Here is an 18634-nt window from a genome sequence, read left to right as displayed (position 1 = left end):
CTTTTATGTCCTAAAATTAGTGACAGACAAAGGCTTCTATTTGATTTTTCACCTCAATTAAGTGACAAAAGACCTCTCATAAATTCTAATTCATCGATTGAATTCAAAAAATGACGTCATTTTTCTGACGTATTTCCTCAAATGCCTACTTGATGACGCTTCATCTGTCATTTTTAGGAGGTTTGTGTCATTCCCAGATGGTCATTTGCCATTTAGCAATGGGATGGTATCAAAAATGGCGCTTAAATATCATTTACATCACCTTGTTTAGCAATTGGAGCAGGTGATGTGCCATTAAATAATGGAAATATATCATATGGGAATTGACAAGAGGGGAGAATCGGATTTTTCTTCATGATTGGAGTGGTTAAAAGTTTAGATTAAAAATTAGTTGATTAAAGCAGGGCAAATTATGAAGTTAAAATCAGGAAGTCCAGCGCTGATGATAATGTAGAATTATTTTAAATAGAGATGAAGAATCATTGATTGAAAGAAAAGATTATTAAAAGCTTATCGATTTAACATATAAAGGTGCACGATGCTTGGCTTTGTGTTATGTAATGTGCACCTTTAAGTTTCGTAAAGAAGAAATAAATACATCCGTTTAGAGAAACATTGTGCATAATTATACCTAAACATGAGCCATAGACTATCCTCAGTTTCAATTGAAAATTTTAAGTCAATACAAGAAATTGAATTTTCTGACTATACCCCTTTAGTCGGTTATAATAATGCTGGAAAATCAAATATTATTGAAGCCATTAAATGGGTTCTGCGTAAAAGTAAATTAAAGCAAACCGACTTTAATAATTCAGTTAACCCTGTTGTGATATCAGCCATTATTGACGGCATTGATGATGATATTCTAGATAATATTACGGACAGCCATAGACAAAGAATAGAACCCTTTCTTGACAATGAGCGACTTAATATCCGAAGAACTCAACTTGCACCAAATGCAACAGCTGCTCAAATAAGATTGGAAGTGTTAAATCCTGCAGATGGACAATGGCAACTGAATCCAGCAGGTATTGATAATGCTATAAAAGACTTATTCCCAGAGCCAATTCATATTGGCGCTATGGAAAATTCAGAAGAAGATGTAAGTAAATCAAAATCGGGAACTACTATTGGTAAGTTGTTAGCCGAAATTATTGGGCCAGTAGAACAACAGTATGGTGATCAACTTCGAAATGTATTAACAGGACTTAAAGATGTTCTGGATGCAGATGGTGTAAATCGAGCTTCTGAATTGAACCAATTCGATCAGGATGTTAACACTAAACTTGACGCATTCTTTCCTGACATTAATGTTAAAGTTCATGTTCCGACTCCTGAAATAAAAGAGGTGTTTACGAAAGGAACGATAAAGGTTTATGAAAATCAAAACGCTAATGGAACTGACGTATCCGCTCTTGGTCATGGCGCTCAGCGCTCAATACAGATGGCTCTTGTGAGACATTTGGCTGACTTAAAAATTGCGGCAAATGAAAATACTACAACAACATTATTGTTAATAGATGAGCCTGAACTTTATCTGCACCCTCAGGCAATCGAAATTCTACGAAACTCATTAAAAGTTCTTTCCACCCAAGGGTATCAAGTTTTATTTTCAACTCACTCACCATTTATGGTTACTCAGAAAGACATTGCTCATACTTTACTAATAAGAAAAAACGAAGTTGCAGGTACACATAAGAGGAATTCCTTAAAGACAGCAATTCCTCAAATTGAACAAAATGCTCAGCACCAATTGACCCTTATGTTTGCGTTAAGCAATTCAAGTAACATATTGTTTTCAGAAAGAGTAATCTTAGCAGAGGGTAAAACAGAAAATAGATTAGTTCCCTTTTTAATTGAAGTGATCTCAGGAAGAACTTTAGGCTTAAATAAATGTGCACTTGTTTCTCAAGGAGGGTCAGGGAATACCAGGAAATCCTTAGAAGTGCTGGCCGTAATGGATTTACCTTGTAAGGCACTTGTGGATTTAGATTACGCTTTTACACAGGCTGTTGAAGATGGATATCTTCAAGATAATGACCCTGACATTGTTGCTTGCAGAAATGAAATGGCTCAATTGGCACCAGCACATGGTATAAACCTAAACAATGGTTGGCCTACGAAAAGACATAGCTCTATGACATCAGCAGAAGCCTTTGCTTTATTAGCAAGTCAGCAAAACTTGCAAGTAAACATACATAATTTAAAGACCAAGCTTCAAGCCCATAACATTTGGATTTGGAAGAAAGGAACAATTGAAACTTATTTAAATCTTCAAAGTAAAACTGAATCTGAGTGGGCCAATTTTGTGAATCAAGTTGAGACAAATAGTTTAACTACTACTTTACCAAATGACCATGCTGAAATACAGGATTGTATAAATTGGCTATTAAATTAAAAACTATGCACAATAAGGTGTATAGTACATACCCTCACCGCTGAACTAGTCCTCTCGTGTGGAGTTAAAAATCTAATACCATCTATAAATGATAAAAACAGGATTGCTTATATCGCTACTTTTTATTTCTCTTTCTGGAGGGTTTGAATGTAGTATACCTATTAATGCGCCTATTGGAAGTTCGACCAGCCTTCTGAAATTGACCGAGATTGGAGAATTTGGCTTAATGAGAAAAGAGCGACCGGGTGTACCGGCACATTTTCATACCGGAATCGATATTAAGCGTCCTTCAAATAATTATCAGTCAGAGCCCATCTTTCCAATTGCTAATGGCATCGTTATCAGTAAGCGTGTTGATGGGCCGTATGCTCAGCTTATTATTGAACATGAAGGAGAACAGCGCTTTTGGACCGTTTATGAACACATTGCCGGAATAGAAGTGAACCTGTTTGATAGGGTGAAACATGATCAGCCAATTGCCCGGTTTATGAATAGAAATGAGCTTAACAGGTATGGCTGGCAATTTGATCATTTTCATTTTGAGATATTGAAAGTAGAACCGATGCGCCTCAAACAAGAGCAATCAAAACCTGAGCGTTTATTTGCGTCTTATACCTTAGTATGTTATACCAAAGAGGATTTGGACAAATACTTTTATCATCCGCTTGATTTCTTGAGTCATTATTTGAATTGAGTTGCATGGGTGTTGAAAAAGACATTTGTTGCACCACGTGTACTCTCGTATTATTTTTTACCTCGCTTCATTCCCTTCCTTGTATTTCCATAGCAAGGTATTTAAGTCCCTCACTATTTCGGGGTACTCGGAATAACGATTGTTTTGCTCCACAATATCATCTTCCATATTAAAGAGTTGCTGAGGCGGTGCATCTTTATCGCATTTATCTTCGGGCAAACTCCAGCCACCAGAGCCTTTAGTATCAATCAATTTCCATGGTCCTTTTCGTATGGCAAAAGTGCCATTAACCGAATGATGAATCATTACCCTGTCTTCAATATTGACCTTTGAAGCGCCTTTAAGAGCTGATAAAAAGGAGTAGCTGTCTTCAGCCGATTCGGGTATATCTTGCAATGTTAATTCGGCAAGGCTGGCCATTAAATCAGTTGAACAAATAGCTTTGGTGCTTGTGCTTTGTGCCTTAATTTTTTCGGGCCAGCGAACAATAAAAGGTACACGATGACCACCTTCCCAAATATCCGATTTCATACCACTATAGGCGTGGTTGGCTGTATGTTTAAATCTTTCAATGTCAGAAGGTAACCAGTGTGAACCGTTATCCGACGTGAAAATTAGAATTGTATTATCAGTGATGCCTTGCTTCTCTATAGTTTGCATAATTTGGCCGACCACATCATCGGTCATGGCCACAAAATCGCCATAAACACCCGCTTGCGACTGGCCCTGAAATTCTTCAGTTGGGAACCAGGGAGTGTGTGGTGATGTTAAGGGAAAGTATAGGAAGAAAGGCTGTTCTTTATTAGCTGAAGTAATAAAGTCGATGGCTTTGTTGGTAATGGTTTGCAACACTGTGGTGTGGTCAAAATCACCAGCTATATCGCCACGACGATACCACATACCTCTCGCTTTTTCATCCCTAAAGAAGGGAACTTGCTTTGGGACCGGAGCGGTGGCCACATCGTTTTCGAGATAAACGTATGGAGCTATGTCCAATGAGGCAGGTATAATAAACGAATAATCAAAACCCACATCGCACGGACCACCACTGGCACGAGCTGTGTAATCAACATTATCAGTGTGGAAAATATCCCAGAGGTTACCTCCATGAAACAAAGCTTTTGTCGAATCTTTTTTTGCCCAGTTTAAGCCCAAATGCCATTTGCCAACACAAGCTGTCTGGTAGTTTGCCTCATTCAATACTTGTGCCACAGTTTTAATGCTATCTTCAATTAATGCAGCTTCGTGACCAACTAAAACCCCACTTTTTAGGCGACTTCTAAAACAATATCGACCTGTTAAAGTACCATAGCGAGTGGGTGTGCAAACTGCTGAATTACTATGAGCATCACTAAAGCTTATGCCTTCGTTTATTAGTTGATCGAGGTGAGGAGTGGGGATTTTAGAGTTTATGTTTAAGCCTTTGATATCGCCATAACCCATGTCATCGGCCAATATATAGATGATGTTTGGATGTTGTTCCTGGTTTGACTTTTGACAAGTCATTATAAGCAAGGAGATAACTAAGAGGGCAAATAATTTAAGGTTCATCTTCATAAAGTTTTATGAAGTAAAAGTATGAAAGGATTGTTAATGTGCAGGTGTATAGATGTATTACATTGGGTGTCATTGTTAATCTTCAATACCTTAAAACAATGTTGGAATGTTGTAAGATTCATTGAATCAGTGTTGTGGGGTATTGGTATATAAAAACGCTATGTTTTTCTTTGCTATCTTTCTTCAAGCCGGGCAAAACTTCTATTTTTGTGGCTCAAAGAACACTACGTGACTATGACTAAAGAATTCAATGCCACTCCATACAAGTTGGAGTCTGTTAAAACCGGTAATCAGTTTGAAGATGAAGGTTGGACGCTTGATGCCCCAAACGAACACGAATGTAGTTTAGTGAGAGCTGTTTATGAAAAGGAACAGATTGAGGTAAAAGATGCTTCATATGGCGTTTTTCGATTTGCCGACTGGCTGCCAGTGCATAAGATGCTGGAAGGTTCTTCGGCACCTGTTACTTATAAGAGTGAAGGCTTAGCCAAATACCTTGGTTTATCTGATTTGTACATAACATTTAGCGGCTACTGGCCCGAGAAAGGTGCTAATTTTCGCACGTGCTCATTTAAAGAAACAGAGGCTTATTCGGTTGGCGGGCGCTTAAAAACAGATGACGGAACCATCTTAGTGGTAGCATCGGCTGGTAATACCGCTCGTGCATTTGCTCGTGTGTGTTCCGATAATAATATTCCGTTGTTATTATGTGTGCCCGAAGATAATATTGATGCTATGTGGTTCGACGAACCCATTAAGGATAATGTAAAGTTGGTAGTCACCAAGTCAGGCAGCGATTACTTTGATGCCATTCACCTGTCAAACATGGCTTGCGAGTTAGATGGTTTTGTGGCCGAAGGTGGTGCAAGGAATGTGGCTCGTCGTGATGGGATGGGAACCACTACTTTATCGGCTGTGACTACAATCGGCCGAATCCCGAAATACTATTTCCAGGCGGTTGGCAGCGGAACAGGCGCTATTGCAGCCTGGGAAGCTAATAAGCGATTAATTAAGGATGGTCGCTTTGGAAACCATTTTATGAAACTGATGGTATCTCAAAATATTCCTTTCTTACCGATTCATGATGCCTGGAAGGCTGATTCGCGTAAAATGTTGCCTTTAGAAGATGATGTTGCGCGTAAGCAGGTGGAAGAGATTGATGCGAAAGTATTATCGAATCGTAAGCCGCCTTATGCTGTTTTTGGTGGCTTATACGATGCCATGAAAGAAGCTGGTGGCGATGTGTTGGCGGCCACTAACCAGGCAGCCGAAGAAGCGGCCCGCATTTTTGAAGAAACAGAAGGTAATGATATTCATCCGGCAGCGGCAGTGGCTACAGCTACTTTAATACAAGCGGTTAAAGATGGTATTGTAGATAAAGATGATTGTATCATATTAAACATCACTGGTGGTGGTGAGAAACGCATCAAGAGTACTAAAGATATCATTTACCTAAAGCCACATCATGTATTTGATATTACGCCTGAAATGGCGGATGTTGAAAAGGTTTTAAGTCAGTTATTCAAATAATAAGCCTCAAATGAGTGTAGAAAAAACATTAATGAGCCGCAGCGCTTCGAAATGTGAGTTGTGTGGGAGTGAAGAGGGCTTGACAGTATATCAGGTTCAGCCAGTTGGAAGTGGCGATGCAGCAGAGTGTGTGTTGACATGTCCAACCTGTTATGAGCAGATTCAGAACCCAGATGCGATGGATGCTAATCACTGGCGATGTTTGAACGATAGCATGTGGAGCACCGAACCAGCTGTGCAGGTAATGGCCTGGCGCTTGTTGAATCGCTTAAAGGCCGATTGGACACAGGATTTGCTGGATATGTTATACCTCGATGATGAAACATTGGCATGGGCCAAAGCCGATGGCGATGGCTTGTCGGACGATGAGGTGGATAAATACATCGATAGTAATGGTGCTGAGTTAAAAGCTGGTGATACCGTAACCATCATTAAAGACTTAAATGTAAAAGGAACGGGTTTTACCGCCAAGCGTGGTACAGCAGTTCGCAATATTATATTGTCGCATAACGATCCTGAACACATTGAAGGGAAGGTAAATGGTCAGCATATTTATATATTGACCAAGTACGTGAAGAAGAATTAAATATTTGTAGTTTAATAGTTGAGAAGTTGGAAAGTTTAATAAGATGTCGATATTCTACCCTTTTGTTACTGAGCTTTACAACTACTAAACTCATCAGCTACTAAACTCTTTAAATATGCTTCTCAACATAGCTCTAATCATCACTTTAGCACTTGTTCTTTATTATTTGTTCTCATTAATAAAATTGCCAGGCATACTGGGTTTAATTACTGCTGGTATTCTGCTTGGTCCAAGTGTGTTGAATGTTGTTGACCCTGAAGTGGCAATTATCTTGAAGGAACTCAAAACAGCGGCTCTTATTGTTATTCTTATTCGTGCCGGATTAGGCATTAACCGTGAAACCCTGCATAAGGTTGGGCGGCCTGCTATTAATATGAGTTTTATTCCAGGCGTGATTGAAGGGGGCATGGTGATGTTATTGTCTCGTTTCTTTTTTGATTTTAGTTGGATCGAAGGTGGCATGTTAGGATTTATTATTGCGGCAGTTTCGCCTGCAGTGGTGGTGCCAACCATGCTTGAGTTGAAAGATAAAGGCTATGGTAAAAAGAAAGAAGTACCAACTTTAGTATTAGCCGGAGCTTCTGTTGATGATGTGTTCGCTATTACTATTTTCAGTGTATTTACAGGCTTGGCTGCAGGCTCCTCTGTTAATATTGGTCATATCCTCTGGAGTGTTCCTGTCGGAATTATTATGGGAGCTTTGGTGGGTTTAGGATTAGGTTTGGCAATGGTTTGGTTTTTTAAGCGCTTTCATATTCGTGATACAAAAAAGGTAATCATCTTTATGATTGTAGCAGTTGTTTTCTATGAAATTACTGAAATGGAAAGCCTCAAAGCAATCATTCCCTTGGCAGGCTTATTAGGTATAATGGCCATTGGTTTTATCATCCTCGAAAAATATGGCAAACTGGCCAAGCGGCTATCAGCAAAATTTAACAAAGTGTGGGTATTATCTGAGATATTGCTATTCGTTTATATTGGAACAGAAGTGCAGCTTCATCAATTGGATGCCACTTTAATTGGAAGTGGCCTGCTGATATTGCTTATTGGTTTAAGTGCCAGAAGTATTGGAGTGTGGATTTCGCTACTAGGATCCAGTTTAAATAATAAAGAGAAATTATTTAGTGTGATTGCCTATTGGCCTAAAGCTACCGTTCAAGCAGCTATTGGAGCTGTTCCTTTGGTTTTGATTGAAGCAGGTAAATTGGGCAATGTTTCGATTGAAACCGGTCAGGTAATATTAGCCATGGCTGTATTAAGCATCGTTACGACTGCTCCTTTGGGTGCTATTGGTATTAAAGTTTTTGGGCCAAAGTTGTTGTCCAAAGATTGATAAATGGATATATCAATTAAAAGCAAAAATCCCCGATTCTCATAAGTATCGGGGATTATAATTTATAATTGGGTGTCGTTTAGAATCCTAATCCAAAGCGTGCCCAATATTCTTCTTCCAATTCTTTCCAGCGCAACATGGTGGCGCCCGTAAAATCTTTGGTATATCTGTTAATCAATTCAGTTGCTTCTTCTTTTTTGCCTTCTTTGATTAGTTGCTCAATGCGCGCTTCTAATTCTTTGGTTTCAGTCTGGCCTTTCTCCTCAAAGTAAGCTACTTCTTTCAAAAAGTCATCTTTTGTAGATTGCCATGCTAATGTTGCTAATTTATTAGCCTTACGATACTGCCAAATAGCTGCGTCTTCGCGATAGCGTTTCTGACCACAGAAATCAAAGCTTTCTGGTAATTCAGTAGCGCCTGAGTAGATAGGTACACGCGGCGACTGCCCCGGGTTATCGAAGCTAAACCAGGCAATGCCACCAACTTCATCAGGTAACCAATCACGTAGTTGAATGATTTCTGAATACGAGCACCATGAAACAGCCACAGTACGTTGGAATTCAACAGAACCTTCGTTGAGAGCTTCATATAGGCTACGAGCACCACGACCTAACCATGGATTAGCAATTGACGATTTAATGGTATCAACCCCGATCTCTTCTTTTTGATCGTTGTATTTTTTCTTCGTCACCAACAGGTTTTGAGTCATGTCATATTCTGTTCCTTCATAGGTCTCACGATACAAGGCCATCACATCCTGAACTGATACCTTTTTATCGGGTTTTACAGAGAAAGGAATCTCATCGGCTTCGAAATCCAGATTTAAAGAAGGTGCCAGCGCATTTAAAATGAAATATTCACGGATTTTAAAAGGCTTCTCAACATCGCCATAAGCTTTCCAGAATTTAAATGGTTTTTTACCATCCCAACGACCTAATTTTTTGGCTGCCGACTTCACATTTTTCGACGCCATAAAATGGTCTTTATCTTTTAGGTCGATTTCACCAATACGGGAGATATTTGCCGATACACCCACATGGCCATCAGGGATGCGCTGAGCTGCCCAAATTCCTCCAATCTTATCAGGTCCTTCACCTACAATTTCTAATTGCCATACTTCCTTTTTGTCGGCGATGGTAATGCATTCGCCCCAGTCGCCATAGCCATACTCTTCAATTAACTCACCAATAAGTTTGATGGCATCACGTGCAGTAGAACAGCGCTCCAAGGCAATGCGCTCCAATTCTTCAATTAGGAACATGCCGTTTTCATTCACCAACTCTTCAGGTCCAACAAAAGTTGTTTCACCAATGGCCAGCTGCTTTTCATTTAAACAAGGATAAGCCGTGTTTAGGAAGCTATATGTTTCCTTTGCTTGCGGTATGGTACCTACCTGTTTTACCTTGCGCATATCCCAAGGTGTTTCTGTCTTGAGTTTGCCTTTATAAACAGGCATGGTTGTATCATTGTCAAAGGTTTGTCCTTCTTCAATGGTTAACCACGTGCGGTAACGACCGTCACAGGTATGAGAAGTAATAACAGAACCATCGGTAGTAGCGCCTTTACTCACCATGATGCTGGTACAGCTTTCTCCAAAGTAGGGATCGTTCTTTTGGTCAAAAATGCTTTGTGCCTGTATGCTCATAAGTGAAGCAGTAGCAAGCACCATAGTCATTAATTGAAGTTTCTTCATGAGATTTTACTTTTAACTTATTCTATGAACGATAAAAATAATCATTCACTTTAATTAAGCACCAAACAAACGTCATGATAAGCATTGAAATTTAATTGTTGTTTAATTTTTATCTTTATCATTCATCTTTCAATCATAAACATCATCATGAAGAAATTAGCCTATTTACTGTTACTTGCTTTTTTTATGTTAGCCTGTAAACAACCCCAACCGCAAGCTCCCTATTCATTTTATTTGGGAACATATACCAATGGCGATAGTGAAGGTATCTACTACGGTCAGCTAGATATGGATGGCCGATTTGATACATTGTCTTTAGTGGCACAAACTGAGAATCCGTCCTTTCTGGCTTTTGATAATAAAAAAAATACATTGCTCGCAGTAGGTGAGGTAAATGTTGAGGGAACCGGAACCGTTCAATCCTATCAGGTTTTACCCAATGGATTAAAGCATGTGTCTACTTCATTGAGCGGAGGAGCTCATCCATGTCACCTGTCGGTTAATAACAAGGGAGATGTGCTAATGGCCAATTATTCGGGTGGAAATATTGGTTATGTAACGCTTGATGAAGAGCGTAAACTGAGTGATTTGAGACATGTGACTCAGCATAGTGGAAAAAGTATAATGAAGCGCCAAAATGCACCACATGCGCATTCCGTTTATTTTTTGGATGAGGTGAATGTTGTTGCAGTTGATTTGGGTATTGATCAATTGATTTTTTATCGAATGGGAGATAAGCAACTCATCAAAACAGACAGTCTGTTAATTACCGCAGGAGCAGGCCCTCGCCATTTGGCTATCCATCCCCAAAAAAAGGTACTGTATGTTATTAATGAATTGAACAGTACTGTCTCTGTTGTTGAGGAAAGAGATGGTCATTGGCATCTGTCATCAGCTATTTCCACATTACCCGCTGATTTTGCTGGTGAAAGTTACTGTGCTGATATCCATATTTCAGCCGATGGACGTTTTTTATATGCATCCAATCGGGGGCATAATTCATTAGCCATCTATCAGCTTAATGAGGATGGGAAAGAGTTGAGCTTGGTAGCTCATGAATCTGTAAAAGGTGATTGGCCACGAAACTTCGCATTAACACCTGATAATGAGTTTTTGGTGGTTGCAAATGAACGTTCAAATAACATCATTGCTTTCAAAAGGAATCAGGAAACTGGCTTGCTAACGTTTGTAAGTGAGGTGAAGGCTGCCAGTCCGGTGTGTGTGTTATTTGATTAGTTCAAATTGAGTGAGATTGAAATCCCCCACTCCCTGCGGGTATCTCCCCAAGGGGAGAATCTAATTGCAGATAGCTTATTAATCCATCTTCCCCATGGGGAAGTGCCAAAGGCGATGGGGGTAGGTCACATAAGGAAAGTAGAAACTAGTATCTAGACTCTAGCTTCTAGTTCCTAATTCTTATCTTTGCCGCCTAAAATTATAAATATGCAATTTCCCTGGGGGCACGAGAAGCGCTACAACGATTACAGTTCATATATCAGACGAACGTTCGGAGAGCGGGTGCAAAAAGTATCAATTAATGCCGGTTTTACCTGTCCTAACCGTGATGGTTCGAAGGGCATGGGAGGTTGTGCTTTTTGTAATAATAGTACGTTTAACCCATCGTATTGTGGTCCGGAATTAACAATTCAAGAGCAAATTGAGAAAGGTTCTTCTTTCTTTCGTCCTAAATACCAAACACAACAATACCTGGCCTACTTTCAGGCCTACAGTAATACCTATGGCGAAACCAGTTATTTGATTGAGCAGTACCAGCAGGCTTTGAGCCATCCAAAAGTAACCGGAATTGTATTAGGAACACGTCCTGATTGTATTTCGGACGATTTATTGGTGCACCTGAAAGAATGGCAAAAAGACTATTATATTGCAATTGAACTTGGGGCTGAGTCCACATCAAATGAAACCTTAGAGCAAATCAATCGTGGGCATTCATATGAAGAGACTGTGGATGCGGCGAAAAGAATTGCGGCGGCAGGTATACCGGTTGGCATGCACCTTATTTTGGGATTACCAGGTGAGGATAGAGCACAATTATTGGAGCACGCCGTTGAAGTTTCAAAATTACCTATCAATTTTTTAAAACTGCATCAATTACAAATTGTAAAAGGAAGTGCATTTGCGAAGATTTACGAGGAGCAAAAAGAATATTTTCGTTTATATACAGCTGAAGAGTTTATTGAGATAGTTGTTGATTTTCTGGAAATTATGCATCCGGGTGTTGTGATGGAACGTTTTATCAGTCAGGCACCTCATGATTTATTAATTGCACCGCGCTGGGGGCTTAAGAACTTTGAATTTGTTGCCAAAGTTGAAAAGCGCTTAGCTGAAAGAGAAACTTATCAAGGGCGATTGTATACCGCACCTTAATTCTATTTTAGAAACTTTTTATCTAAAAACTCCTGAAAGGCTGGTTTATACTGGTCGCTAATGGGGATATAGGTTTTATCAAATACGATACGGTTACGTTCAATAATGCTTATTTTATTAAGATTAACCATAAACGAACGGTGCACGCGCATAAAATCATTGGCAGGCAAGTGCTCAACAAGTTTCTTAATGCTCATTAGAGCCATTACAGGAGGGGCATTATCAAGGTAAATTCGTACATATTCGCGCATGCCTTCAATGTATCGTATATCGTTATAATTGATGCGTATGACCTTATACTCCGATTTTATAAATAGGAAATCATCCCCCAGGTCGATTGTTTCTTCCTGCACATCAGGTGTTGAGAAATAGAGCTCCTGCGCTTTGCTGGCCGCTTTTAAAAAATCAGCATAGGAGATGGGTTTTAACATGTAGTCAACAGCATTTACTTTAAAGCCTTCCAAGGCATATTCGCTGTAGGCTGTTGTGAAAATGACCTTAGGGCCATCGCTCAATGTTTTTACAAAGTCCATTCCACTCAAATCGGGCATGTTGATGTCTACAAACATCAGGTCAACCCTATTTTCAGTCAAATAAGTCATGGCATTTAGTGCACTATCAAATTGCCCTGAGAGTTCAAGAAAAGGTGTTTTATCGATGTAAGCGGCCATTTGCTTTAGTGCGAGCGGCTCATCATCTATGGTAATGCATCGTATCATAAAGGCAATGTTAATTTGATGAGATAATGTTCGCTTGAATTTTCTTCTTCAAGCGTATAATTATTTCCATAGAGCAGATTCAGTCTTTTGCGCGAGTTTTCGGCTCCAATACCCGATGGTTCATTCAAATTGGCCGTCTGGTGGTTCGAATTACGAATACTAAATTCCAATTGGTGACTCGAACAGTTGATGTTGATATAAATAAATGAGTGATGTTGATAGCTGACTCCATGTTTAAATGCATTCTCGACATAGGAAGTGAATAACAAAGGTGGAATCATCACATCAGGTAAATGTTCGTTAATTTGCAGTTGAATATCTACTTTATTGGAATAGCGTAATTTCATTAAATCGATGTAGTGCCTGATAAAATCCATTTCTTTTCCGATATTTATGTGCTCATCATTAGAATTGTATAGCAAATGACGCATTAATTTCGATAGATGAATAATGGAATCTTTGGCTTCTTCAATGTTAAAATCAATAAGTGAATGAATATTGTTTAAGGTATTCATGAAAAAGTGGGGGCTCACCTGGTTACGTAAAAATGCCAGTTCACTTTTTACTTTTTCTTTTTCAAGCACTTCACTGTCCTTTTCGAGACGCATCCATCTGAAAGCTGTTCGTATGCCTGTATCAAAACCAAGGATTAAGATGGACAGAATAAAAATATTGACCTGTGGTGGTATGGCAGCACGATTTTTATTACGTGCTTGCAAGTGCTTGGGTGGTAAAGGTTTTTGATTGTCTGGTTGTTCTAGTTGTGATTGCTGGGTGTGAATAGGCCTTCTTTTGCTATCCTGAGGTTGAACGATACGTATCAGCACAACAAAAGTTAGAATTGTAAATATTGCTGTGATAAAGTATGTCCATTTGTTTTTTCTAAAGAGGATTAACGGAACAAGTATAAAGTGATTGATAATGGATAATAGAAAGAAGGGTAATAGCCTTAGCCAAGTGCCAAGTAACCGTTGTTCGATTGATACGTTATTATAGTCGATAAATATTACTGGAGATGCCAATATTAAAAGCCATATGCAGACAAATATGGCATGTTCTGTCAATGATGTATGTTTGTCTGTATATGGCATACTTACAAATATAGCTAATCCACTTTTATGAATTGTATCGTTGAGGTTTGTTACCTTTTCCTTTCCCTCTTTGTTGCTTTTGCTCCTCTATCAGTTTGTCATATGCTGGCAGCTGTTCTGCACTTAGGATGTTTTTAATGTCCTTATCTAACTCAACTCTCAATTGCTGCATCTCTTCACGTGATGGGCGACCCACCGAACGTTTGTCCTCAACTATTTTGAAATGATGGGTATAGATGGCTTCTATTTTAGAACTTTGTTCATCGCTTAGTGATAGCGCTTCATCAAGTTTGCTGACCATCTTTTCAATTTGTTCTGCATCTGGAATAGGGGGTGGTCCCTGGTGTTTTCCTTTGCTTTGTGCTTGAACGCCTGAAAGTGAACAAATCAATAGTAATGCAGATGCAATTGTAAATTGCCTTAAGATTTCAAAATTCTTCATGGTGTCTTGTTTAATTCTTTTGTAATGAGAAAGAAGTAACAATTTATTCTTTCTGGGTTTGTTAAGTCAAATGTATCATGAAGCTCGGGGCTTTGAAAAAGCAATCAATGGATAGGGGAGTTTTATCTACGAATTGGGAATTATTCCAGATGAATTTTTTAAGTGTGCTTGGTCTTTTAGTATTATAGCAAGCTAGATGCAGTAAAGGTGACAGAACGAGTGAATTTAATAGAATTAAAAATGCCACTTGAAAGAAAGAGTCTTCCAAATGGCATGCGATATTGTTACGGTATTTTCTTAGGTATTAGTCGATATCTCTTACCAGGCGAACGTAATGCTCAAATCGGACTACATCGCCTTGAGGTCCATGGCCCGCACTGTAATCTTTTCCATTGTCATATTTGGGATCGCTGCGTTGAGCGCCTGCTCCATGTACATCAATTGGAGTTGTTGCTCCTTCAGGGAAGAAGCCCAATGCCTCTCCAAAGCACAAGTATACACCTGATGAAGCTGTTTTTAGATTCAAATGCGTTGTACTCGACCAGAAGAATGGATAGTCTTCTAAACCGCCTTCTACTGTTATTTTTGAGATGTTAAAAATCGGGTCGATGGCAGCGCTGTTTGTAGCTTGAGGTGAGCGTGAATAATCAAGAATGCTTTGTAATTCTTTGGCATTGGGTACCCGCCAATCATTATAGCCCAAATGGTTTTGGGCATTCATAGTTTGTGCCCATTGTAAAGCTTCTGCCCACTCCATGGCTTCATTGCTGTCACTTTTGTCCCACATGAGGTTAGTTGCATTATCTGTAATTGTGTTGTCATTATTATCTGCAAAGTCGTTAGTGCCATAAAGAGCGTTACCTCTAACTAATTTCACCGAATAGTCTTTCTCAATACCTCTGGAGGTATAAGGGTAACCTTTGATTCGGCCATCAGCCACATTTAAGCCAAATACTGTTTCATCCTTGCCCATGGTTACCCCAGTGTATCTGGTGCTGCTGTAATACTGTACATCAATGGCACGGTCGCCATTGGCAAAATAGTCAAAGTCAAAATAGGTATCATCAATAAACGGGATGGCATTACTGGATGGTTGAGAATACATATCGGCACTGCTAACATCGGTACCATTAAACTGCATCAATGAGTATAGTTCTTTTATTGTGGGGATGCGCCAGTCGTTATAGTCGCCTTTATTTTGTTCTTCAAGGTAGGCCAATGCTTCTGAGTGAGTCATGCGCTGATAGCTTTTTTCCCAGATTAAGCCGGTTATATTGTCAGTGACTGTGCCATCTGGATTATTGGTGTACGACGGCTGATTGCCAGAAAACTGAGCATCTTGTCCGTAAAAGTCATCATCAGCCAGAGGTGTTGTTGACATTAGCGAGGTGTTATTGTAAAAGCTATTTTGTTTGGTATCAACAATAGGATAGTTGATTGTTAATTCAACTTCCTTGTAACCATTATCATCGTTGTCATCTGTAATATCTTTGGTGCTATCATTATCACAGCTGAATAAAAAGAACGATAGAATCGATATTGTTAGAAAAAAGTACTTCATTATAAACGGATTTTAGTTGTTTCTAATTTTGTCAGCTTCAGATCTTAGCTCTTGCATGGCATTGATATCGTCTGTGTTGGTGCTGTTGTATAGGTCATTTGCTTCGTAAGGATCGTCAATCAAATTATACAACTCATCATCTTTATCATTGTTACTAATTAGTTTATAAGTGCCATCGCTAATGGCGTAGCGATAATCATCACCATGATCCACTTCTGAGAAATTATATGGTCGTAGTCCGCTTGTTTCATTTGAAAGTAGCTCCTTGAAGCTAAAACTATCTTCATATATATTACTGCCTGCGCCGCTGATGTCAGCAATTGTTGCAAATAAATCGACTGAGCAGATAAGGTTATCGTCTATTGCATTGCTACGATTCACACCATACCCTGATACTATTAGCGGAACGTTGATGCCTCCCTGATAGAGTGAACCTTTTGCCTTACGGCCACGATAGGGGAGTTGTAACACATTCTTATCGGTTCCATTGTCGCCAATGAATATGATGATTGTGTTAGCTAGTGTTTCCGGATCCATCGAATTAAATAAGCGTCCCATTTCGTAATCAAGACTTTCGCACATGGCTAAAAACATGGATAGATCGCTTCCGTCTGCCTCATTTTGTTGATGCATCTCAGATGGCGGGTAATGAAATGGTGTGTGCGGTGCTGAATAGGCCAACCAGCAGAACCAGGGGTTTGTTTGTTGGTTAATCCAATTGATGGATAAGTCGGTCATTTTTGTGGTGTGGTATTCATTGCATGTTTCTGATTGCCCATTGCTTACTAATGTCCATGAATTATAGTCTGTAACACCGCCTTGCATAATTCCAGCAAAGTAATCTATCCCCATATTATTTGGCGCTGTTAATTGATTAAATTTCGATAAGTGCCATTTGCCAATGTGAGCATGACTATACAATGTTTCAGTGTTTTCATCAAGGTATTTCTGGATGCTCATCTCCGATGTTGAGATGTCTATGCCTTCAACATTTAGTATACCTGTGTTGTGGCCATATTTCCCGGTTAATATAGATGCTCTTGTGGGAGAACAAAGTGGATAGGCCCAGGCATTGTTAAAGGTAATGCCCTCTGACGCTAGCTTATCAAGATTAGGCATGGCTGGTTTCACTGCTCCTTCACTATAGCCCGATGTGGCATCTAATCCCATGTCATCAGCGATGATTAAAAGAATGTTAGGGCTTTGCTGGTTATCAGTGTTTTTATCTTCAGTGCTTAGCAGTTCGTTGTTGTCAGAACAGGCTAACATGGTCAAAAAAAATATTAGTATAGTGGCAGTTAATGTTATTGTTTTACTCATAATCAATAGATATTCTGATTTGATATTAGCTTTTTTATAACCGCATAGGATCGGTTTTACCCTACTTCAAAGCGTAACTATTTTTTAATTGCCATGAGAATTATCACCCAATGCCATATCACGTACCAGTCGAACATGATTAAAAACATACCTGATGTCACCTTGCGGACCCTGGTATTGTGGGTAGAGTTTGGGGTTTCCTGATTTAGGGTCACTTCTTTGGCAGCCGGCGCCGTGCACATCCATAACCTTATCGTGCATCTTACCAAGACCTTCTCCAAAGGCGACATACACAGCACTGGAATATGGGTTGCGACCATCCAAATGAGTGGTGCTTGTCCAGAAATGAGGGAAATGTCCACCAGAACCACTTGGGTAGTTAATTTCTGATGTTTCGAAAAGCGGATCAATGGCAGGAGAATTAGTCGTTTGTGGTGAACGCGTGTAATCCACGATGCTTTGTAATTCTTTGGCATTGGGGAGGCGCCAATCTGTATGATCAGCAATCGAGGCATTTTCAGCATAGGAAAGGGCTTCTTCCCAATTGCGGGCAATGCCATCATCTGCTTGTTGCCACATTAAGCCAGTGGCTTGGTCTGTAATGGTGCCATCATGATTATTTACGAAATTATTGACGCCGTATAATGTGTTTCCACGAACTAAACGGACATATAATTTATTGTCTTTATTTTTACGACGATTAAAAATCGGATACCCCTTAATGCGACCATCAATGAAGTTAACGCCAAATACGGTGGATGCATTACGCATGGTAGTGCCCGTGTATTTTGTGGCCGACCAGGTTTGTGCATCAATCTCCCGTTCGCCTTTAGATGTATCGCCCAATGGTTGTTTGAAATACTTTGTGTCGATGAAGAGTTCATTATTGCCTTTGTGTCGACTGAGCTGGCCTGTGAATATGATTAAAGAATAAAGTTCTTTAATGGTAGGTACCCGCCAGTCAGAATAACCGCCCAGTGTGGAAGCTTTTGCCGTTTTAAAAGCTTCTTCATAGGTCATTTTTTCGTCCATTGCTTTAGCCCACACTAATCCGGTCACATTATCGGTAATGATGCCGTCGTGGTTATTGGTGTACGATGGTTCATGGCCAATATATTGCGCATCCTGACCAAAAAATGCTTCTCCCTTTTGAGGTTCTGTGATGATATCCTTATCACTGTAGTAGGTTTTAACACCGGTGTCAACAATCGGATAAGAATGGTTTTGTGCAAATAAATGACCGGAACAAACAACAAGGCATGTTGTGATGAATGATATGGTTTTATTACAAAGTGTCATGATATGCAATAGATTGGTTTACATGT

At 39.6% G+C, this 18634-nt stretch carries 15 protein-coding genes; 7 read left to right on the top strand and 8 right to left on the bottom strand.

Annotation, left to right across the window (positions count from 1 at the left end):
• Window positions 1–637: 637 nt before the first annotated feature.
• Both JIV24_RS00465 and JIV24_RS00460 read left to right on the top strand, forming a co-directional pair.
• On the top strand, window positions 638–2398 hold the full coding sequence (locus JIV24_RS00465) for an ATP-dependent nuclease (protein WP_200463023.1): 1761 nt from the start codon (window positions 638–640) through the stop codon (window positions 2396–2398).
• Between the two features lie 88 nt (window positions 2399–2486).
• A complete protein-coding gene (locus tag JIV24_RS00460) occupies window positions 2487–3092 on the top strand; it encodes a M23 family metallopeptidase (RefSeq protein WP_200463022.1) in 606 nt (201 codons plus the stop codon).
• A gap of 57 nt (window positions 3093–3149) precedes the next feature.
• On the opposite strand, the gene JIV24_RS00455 is transcribed toward JIV24_RS00460, so the two are convergent.
• Entirely contained in the window at window positions 3150–4643 is a 1494-nt protein-coding gene (locus tag JIV24_RS00455; RefSeq protein WP_200463021.1) for a sulfatase family protein, read from the bottom strand.
• Between the two features lie 240 nt (window positions 4644–4883).
• On the opposite strand from JIV24_RS00455, the gene JIV24_RS00450 reads away from it, so the two are divergent.
• The 3 genes from JIV24_RS00450 (at window position 4884) to JIV24_RS00440 (ending at window position 8098) form a co-directional block, all read left to right on the top strand.
• Window positions 4884–6179, top strand: a complete 1296-nt coding sequence (locus tag JIV24_RS00450; RefSeq protein ID WP_200463020.1) for a cysteate synthase — start codon at window positions 4884–4886, stop codon at window positions 6177–6179.
• 10 nt (window positions 6180–6189) lie between these two features.
• Window positions 6190–6765 carry a PhnA domain-containing protein gene (locus JIV24_RS00445; protein ID WP_200463019.1) on the top strand — a complete coding sequence of 192 codons (576 nt, stop codon included), beginning with the start codon at window positions 6190–6192 and terminating at the stop codon, window positions 6763–6765.
• A 115-nt stretch (window positions 6766–6880) separates the two neighbouring features.
• Window positions 6881–8098, top strand: a complete 1218-nt coding sequence (locus tag JIV24_RS00440; RefSeq protein WP_200463018.1) for a cation:proton antiporter — start codon at window positions 6881–6883, stop codon at window positions 8096–8098.
• A gap of 79 nt (window positions 8099–8177) precedes the next feature.
• On the opposite strand, the gene JIV24_RS00435 is transcribed toward JIV24_RS00440, so the two are convergent.
• Complete coding sequence (locus JIV24_RS00435; protein WP_200463017.1) at window positions 8178–9791, bottom strand: dipeptidase; 1614 nt, start codon at window positions 9789–9791, stop codon at window positions 8178–8180.
• A gap of 147 nt (window positions 9792–9938) precedes the next feature.
• Between JIV24_RS00435 and JIV24_RS00430 the strand changes: the two genes are divergently transcribed.
• Both JIV24_RS00430 and JIV24_RS00425 read left to right on the top strand, forming a co-directional pair.
• Window positions 9939–11027 (top strand): lactonase family protein, encoded by a 1089-nt coding sequence (locus JIV24_RS00430; protein ID WP_200463016.1) that lies wholly within the window; start codon window positions 9939–9941, stop codon window positions 11025–11027.
• A gap of 207 nt (window positions 11028–11234) precedes the next feature.
• Window positions 11235–12176, top strand: coding sequence for a TIGR01212 family radical SAM protein (locus JIV24_RS00425; RefSeq protein ID WP_200463015.1), 942 nt, complete (start codon window positions 11235–11237; stop codon window positions 12174–12176).
• 2 nt (window positions 12177–12178) lie between these two features.
• Here the strand turns inward: JIV24_RS00425 and JIV24_RS00420 are convergent, their stop codons facing one another.
• From JIV24_RS00420 to JIV24_RS00395, 6 genes are all read right to left on the bottom strand, one after another.
• Window positions 12179–12895, bottom strand: coding sequence for a LytR/AlgR family response regulator transcription factor (locus JIV24_RS00420; protein ID WP_200463014.1), 717 nt, complete (start codon window positions 12893–12895; stop codon window positions 12179–12181).
• Window positions 12892–13986, bottom strand: coding sequence for a sensor histidine kinase (locus JIV24_RS00415; protein WP_200463013.1), 1095 nt, complete (start codon window positions 13984–13986; stop codon window positions 12892–12894). The genes JIV24_RS00420 and JIV24_RS00415 overlap by 4 nt, the downstream gene beginning before the upstream one ends.
• 25 nt (window positions 13987–14011) lie before the next feature.
• On the bottom strand, window positions 14012–14428 hold the full coding sequence (locus JIV24_RS00410; RefSeq protein ID WP_200463012.1) for a TetR/AcrR family transcriptional regulator C-terminal domain-containing protein: 417 nt from the start codon (window positions 14426–14428) through the stop codon (window positions 14012–14014).
• 304 nt (window positions 14429–14732) lie between these two features.
• Entirely contained in the window at window positions 14733–15989 is a 1257-nt protein-coding gene (locus tag JIV24_RS00405; protein WP_200463011.1) for an Lcl C-terminal domain-containing protein, read from the bottom strand.
• A gap of 12 nt (window positions 15990–16001) precedes the next feature.
• Entirely contained in the window at window positions 16002–17309 is a 1308-nt protein-coding gene (locus JIV24_RS00400; protein WP_200463010.1) for a sulfatase-like hydrolase/transferase, read from the bottom strand.
• An 84-nt stretch (window positions 17310–17393) separates the two neighbouring features.
• Complete coding sequence (locus JIV24_RS00395; RefSeq protein ID WP_200463009.1) at window positions 17394–18608, bottom strand: Lcl C-terminal domain-containing protein; 1215 nt, start codon at window positions 18606–18608, stop codon at window positions 17394–17396.
• Between the last annotated feature and the right edge of the window lie 26 nt (window positions 18609–18634).

Origin of the sequence: Carboxylicivirga marina (assembly GCF_016612505.1) — a bacterium.
Taxonomy (GTDB): domain Bacteria; phylum Bacteroidota; class Bacteroidia; order Bacteroidales; family Marinilabiliaceae; genus Carboxylicivirga; species Carboxylicivirga marina.
Note: the sequence above shows the minus strand (reverse complement) of the source record. Positions and strands in the feature narration are given on the sequence as shown.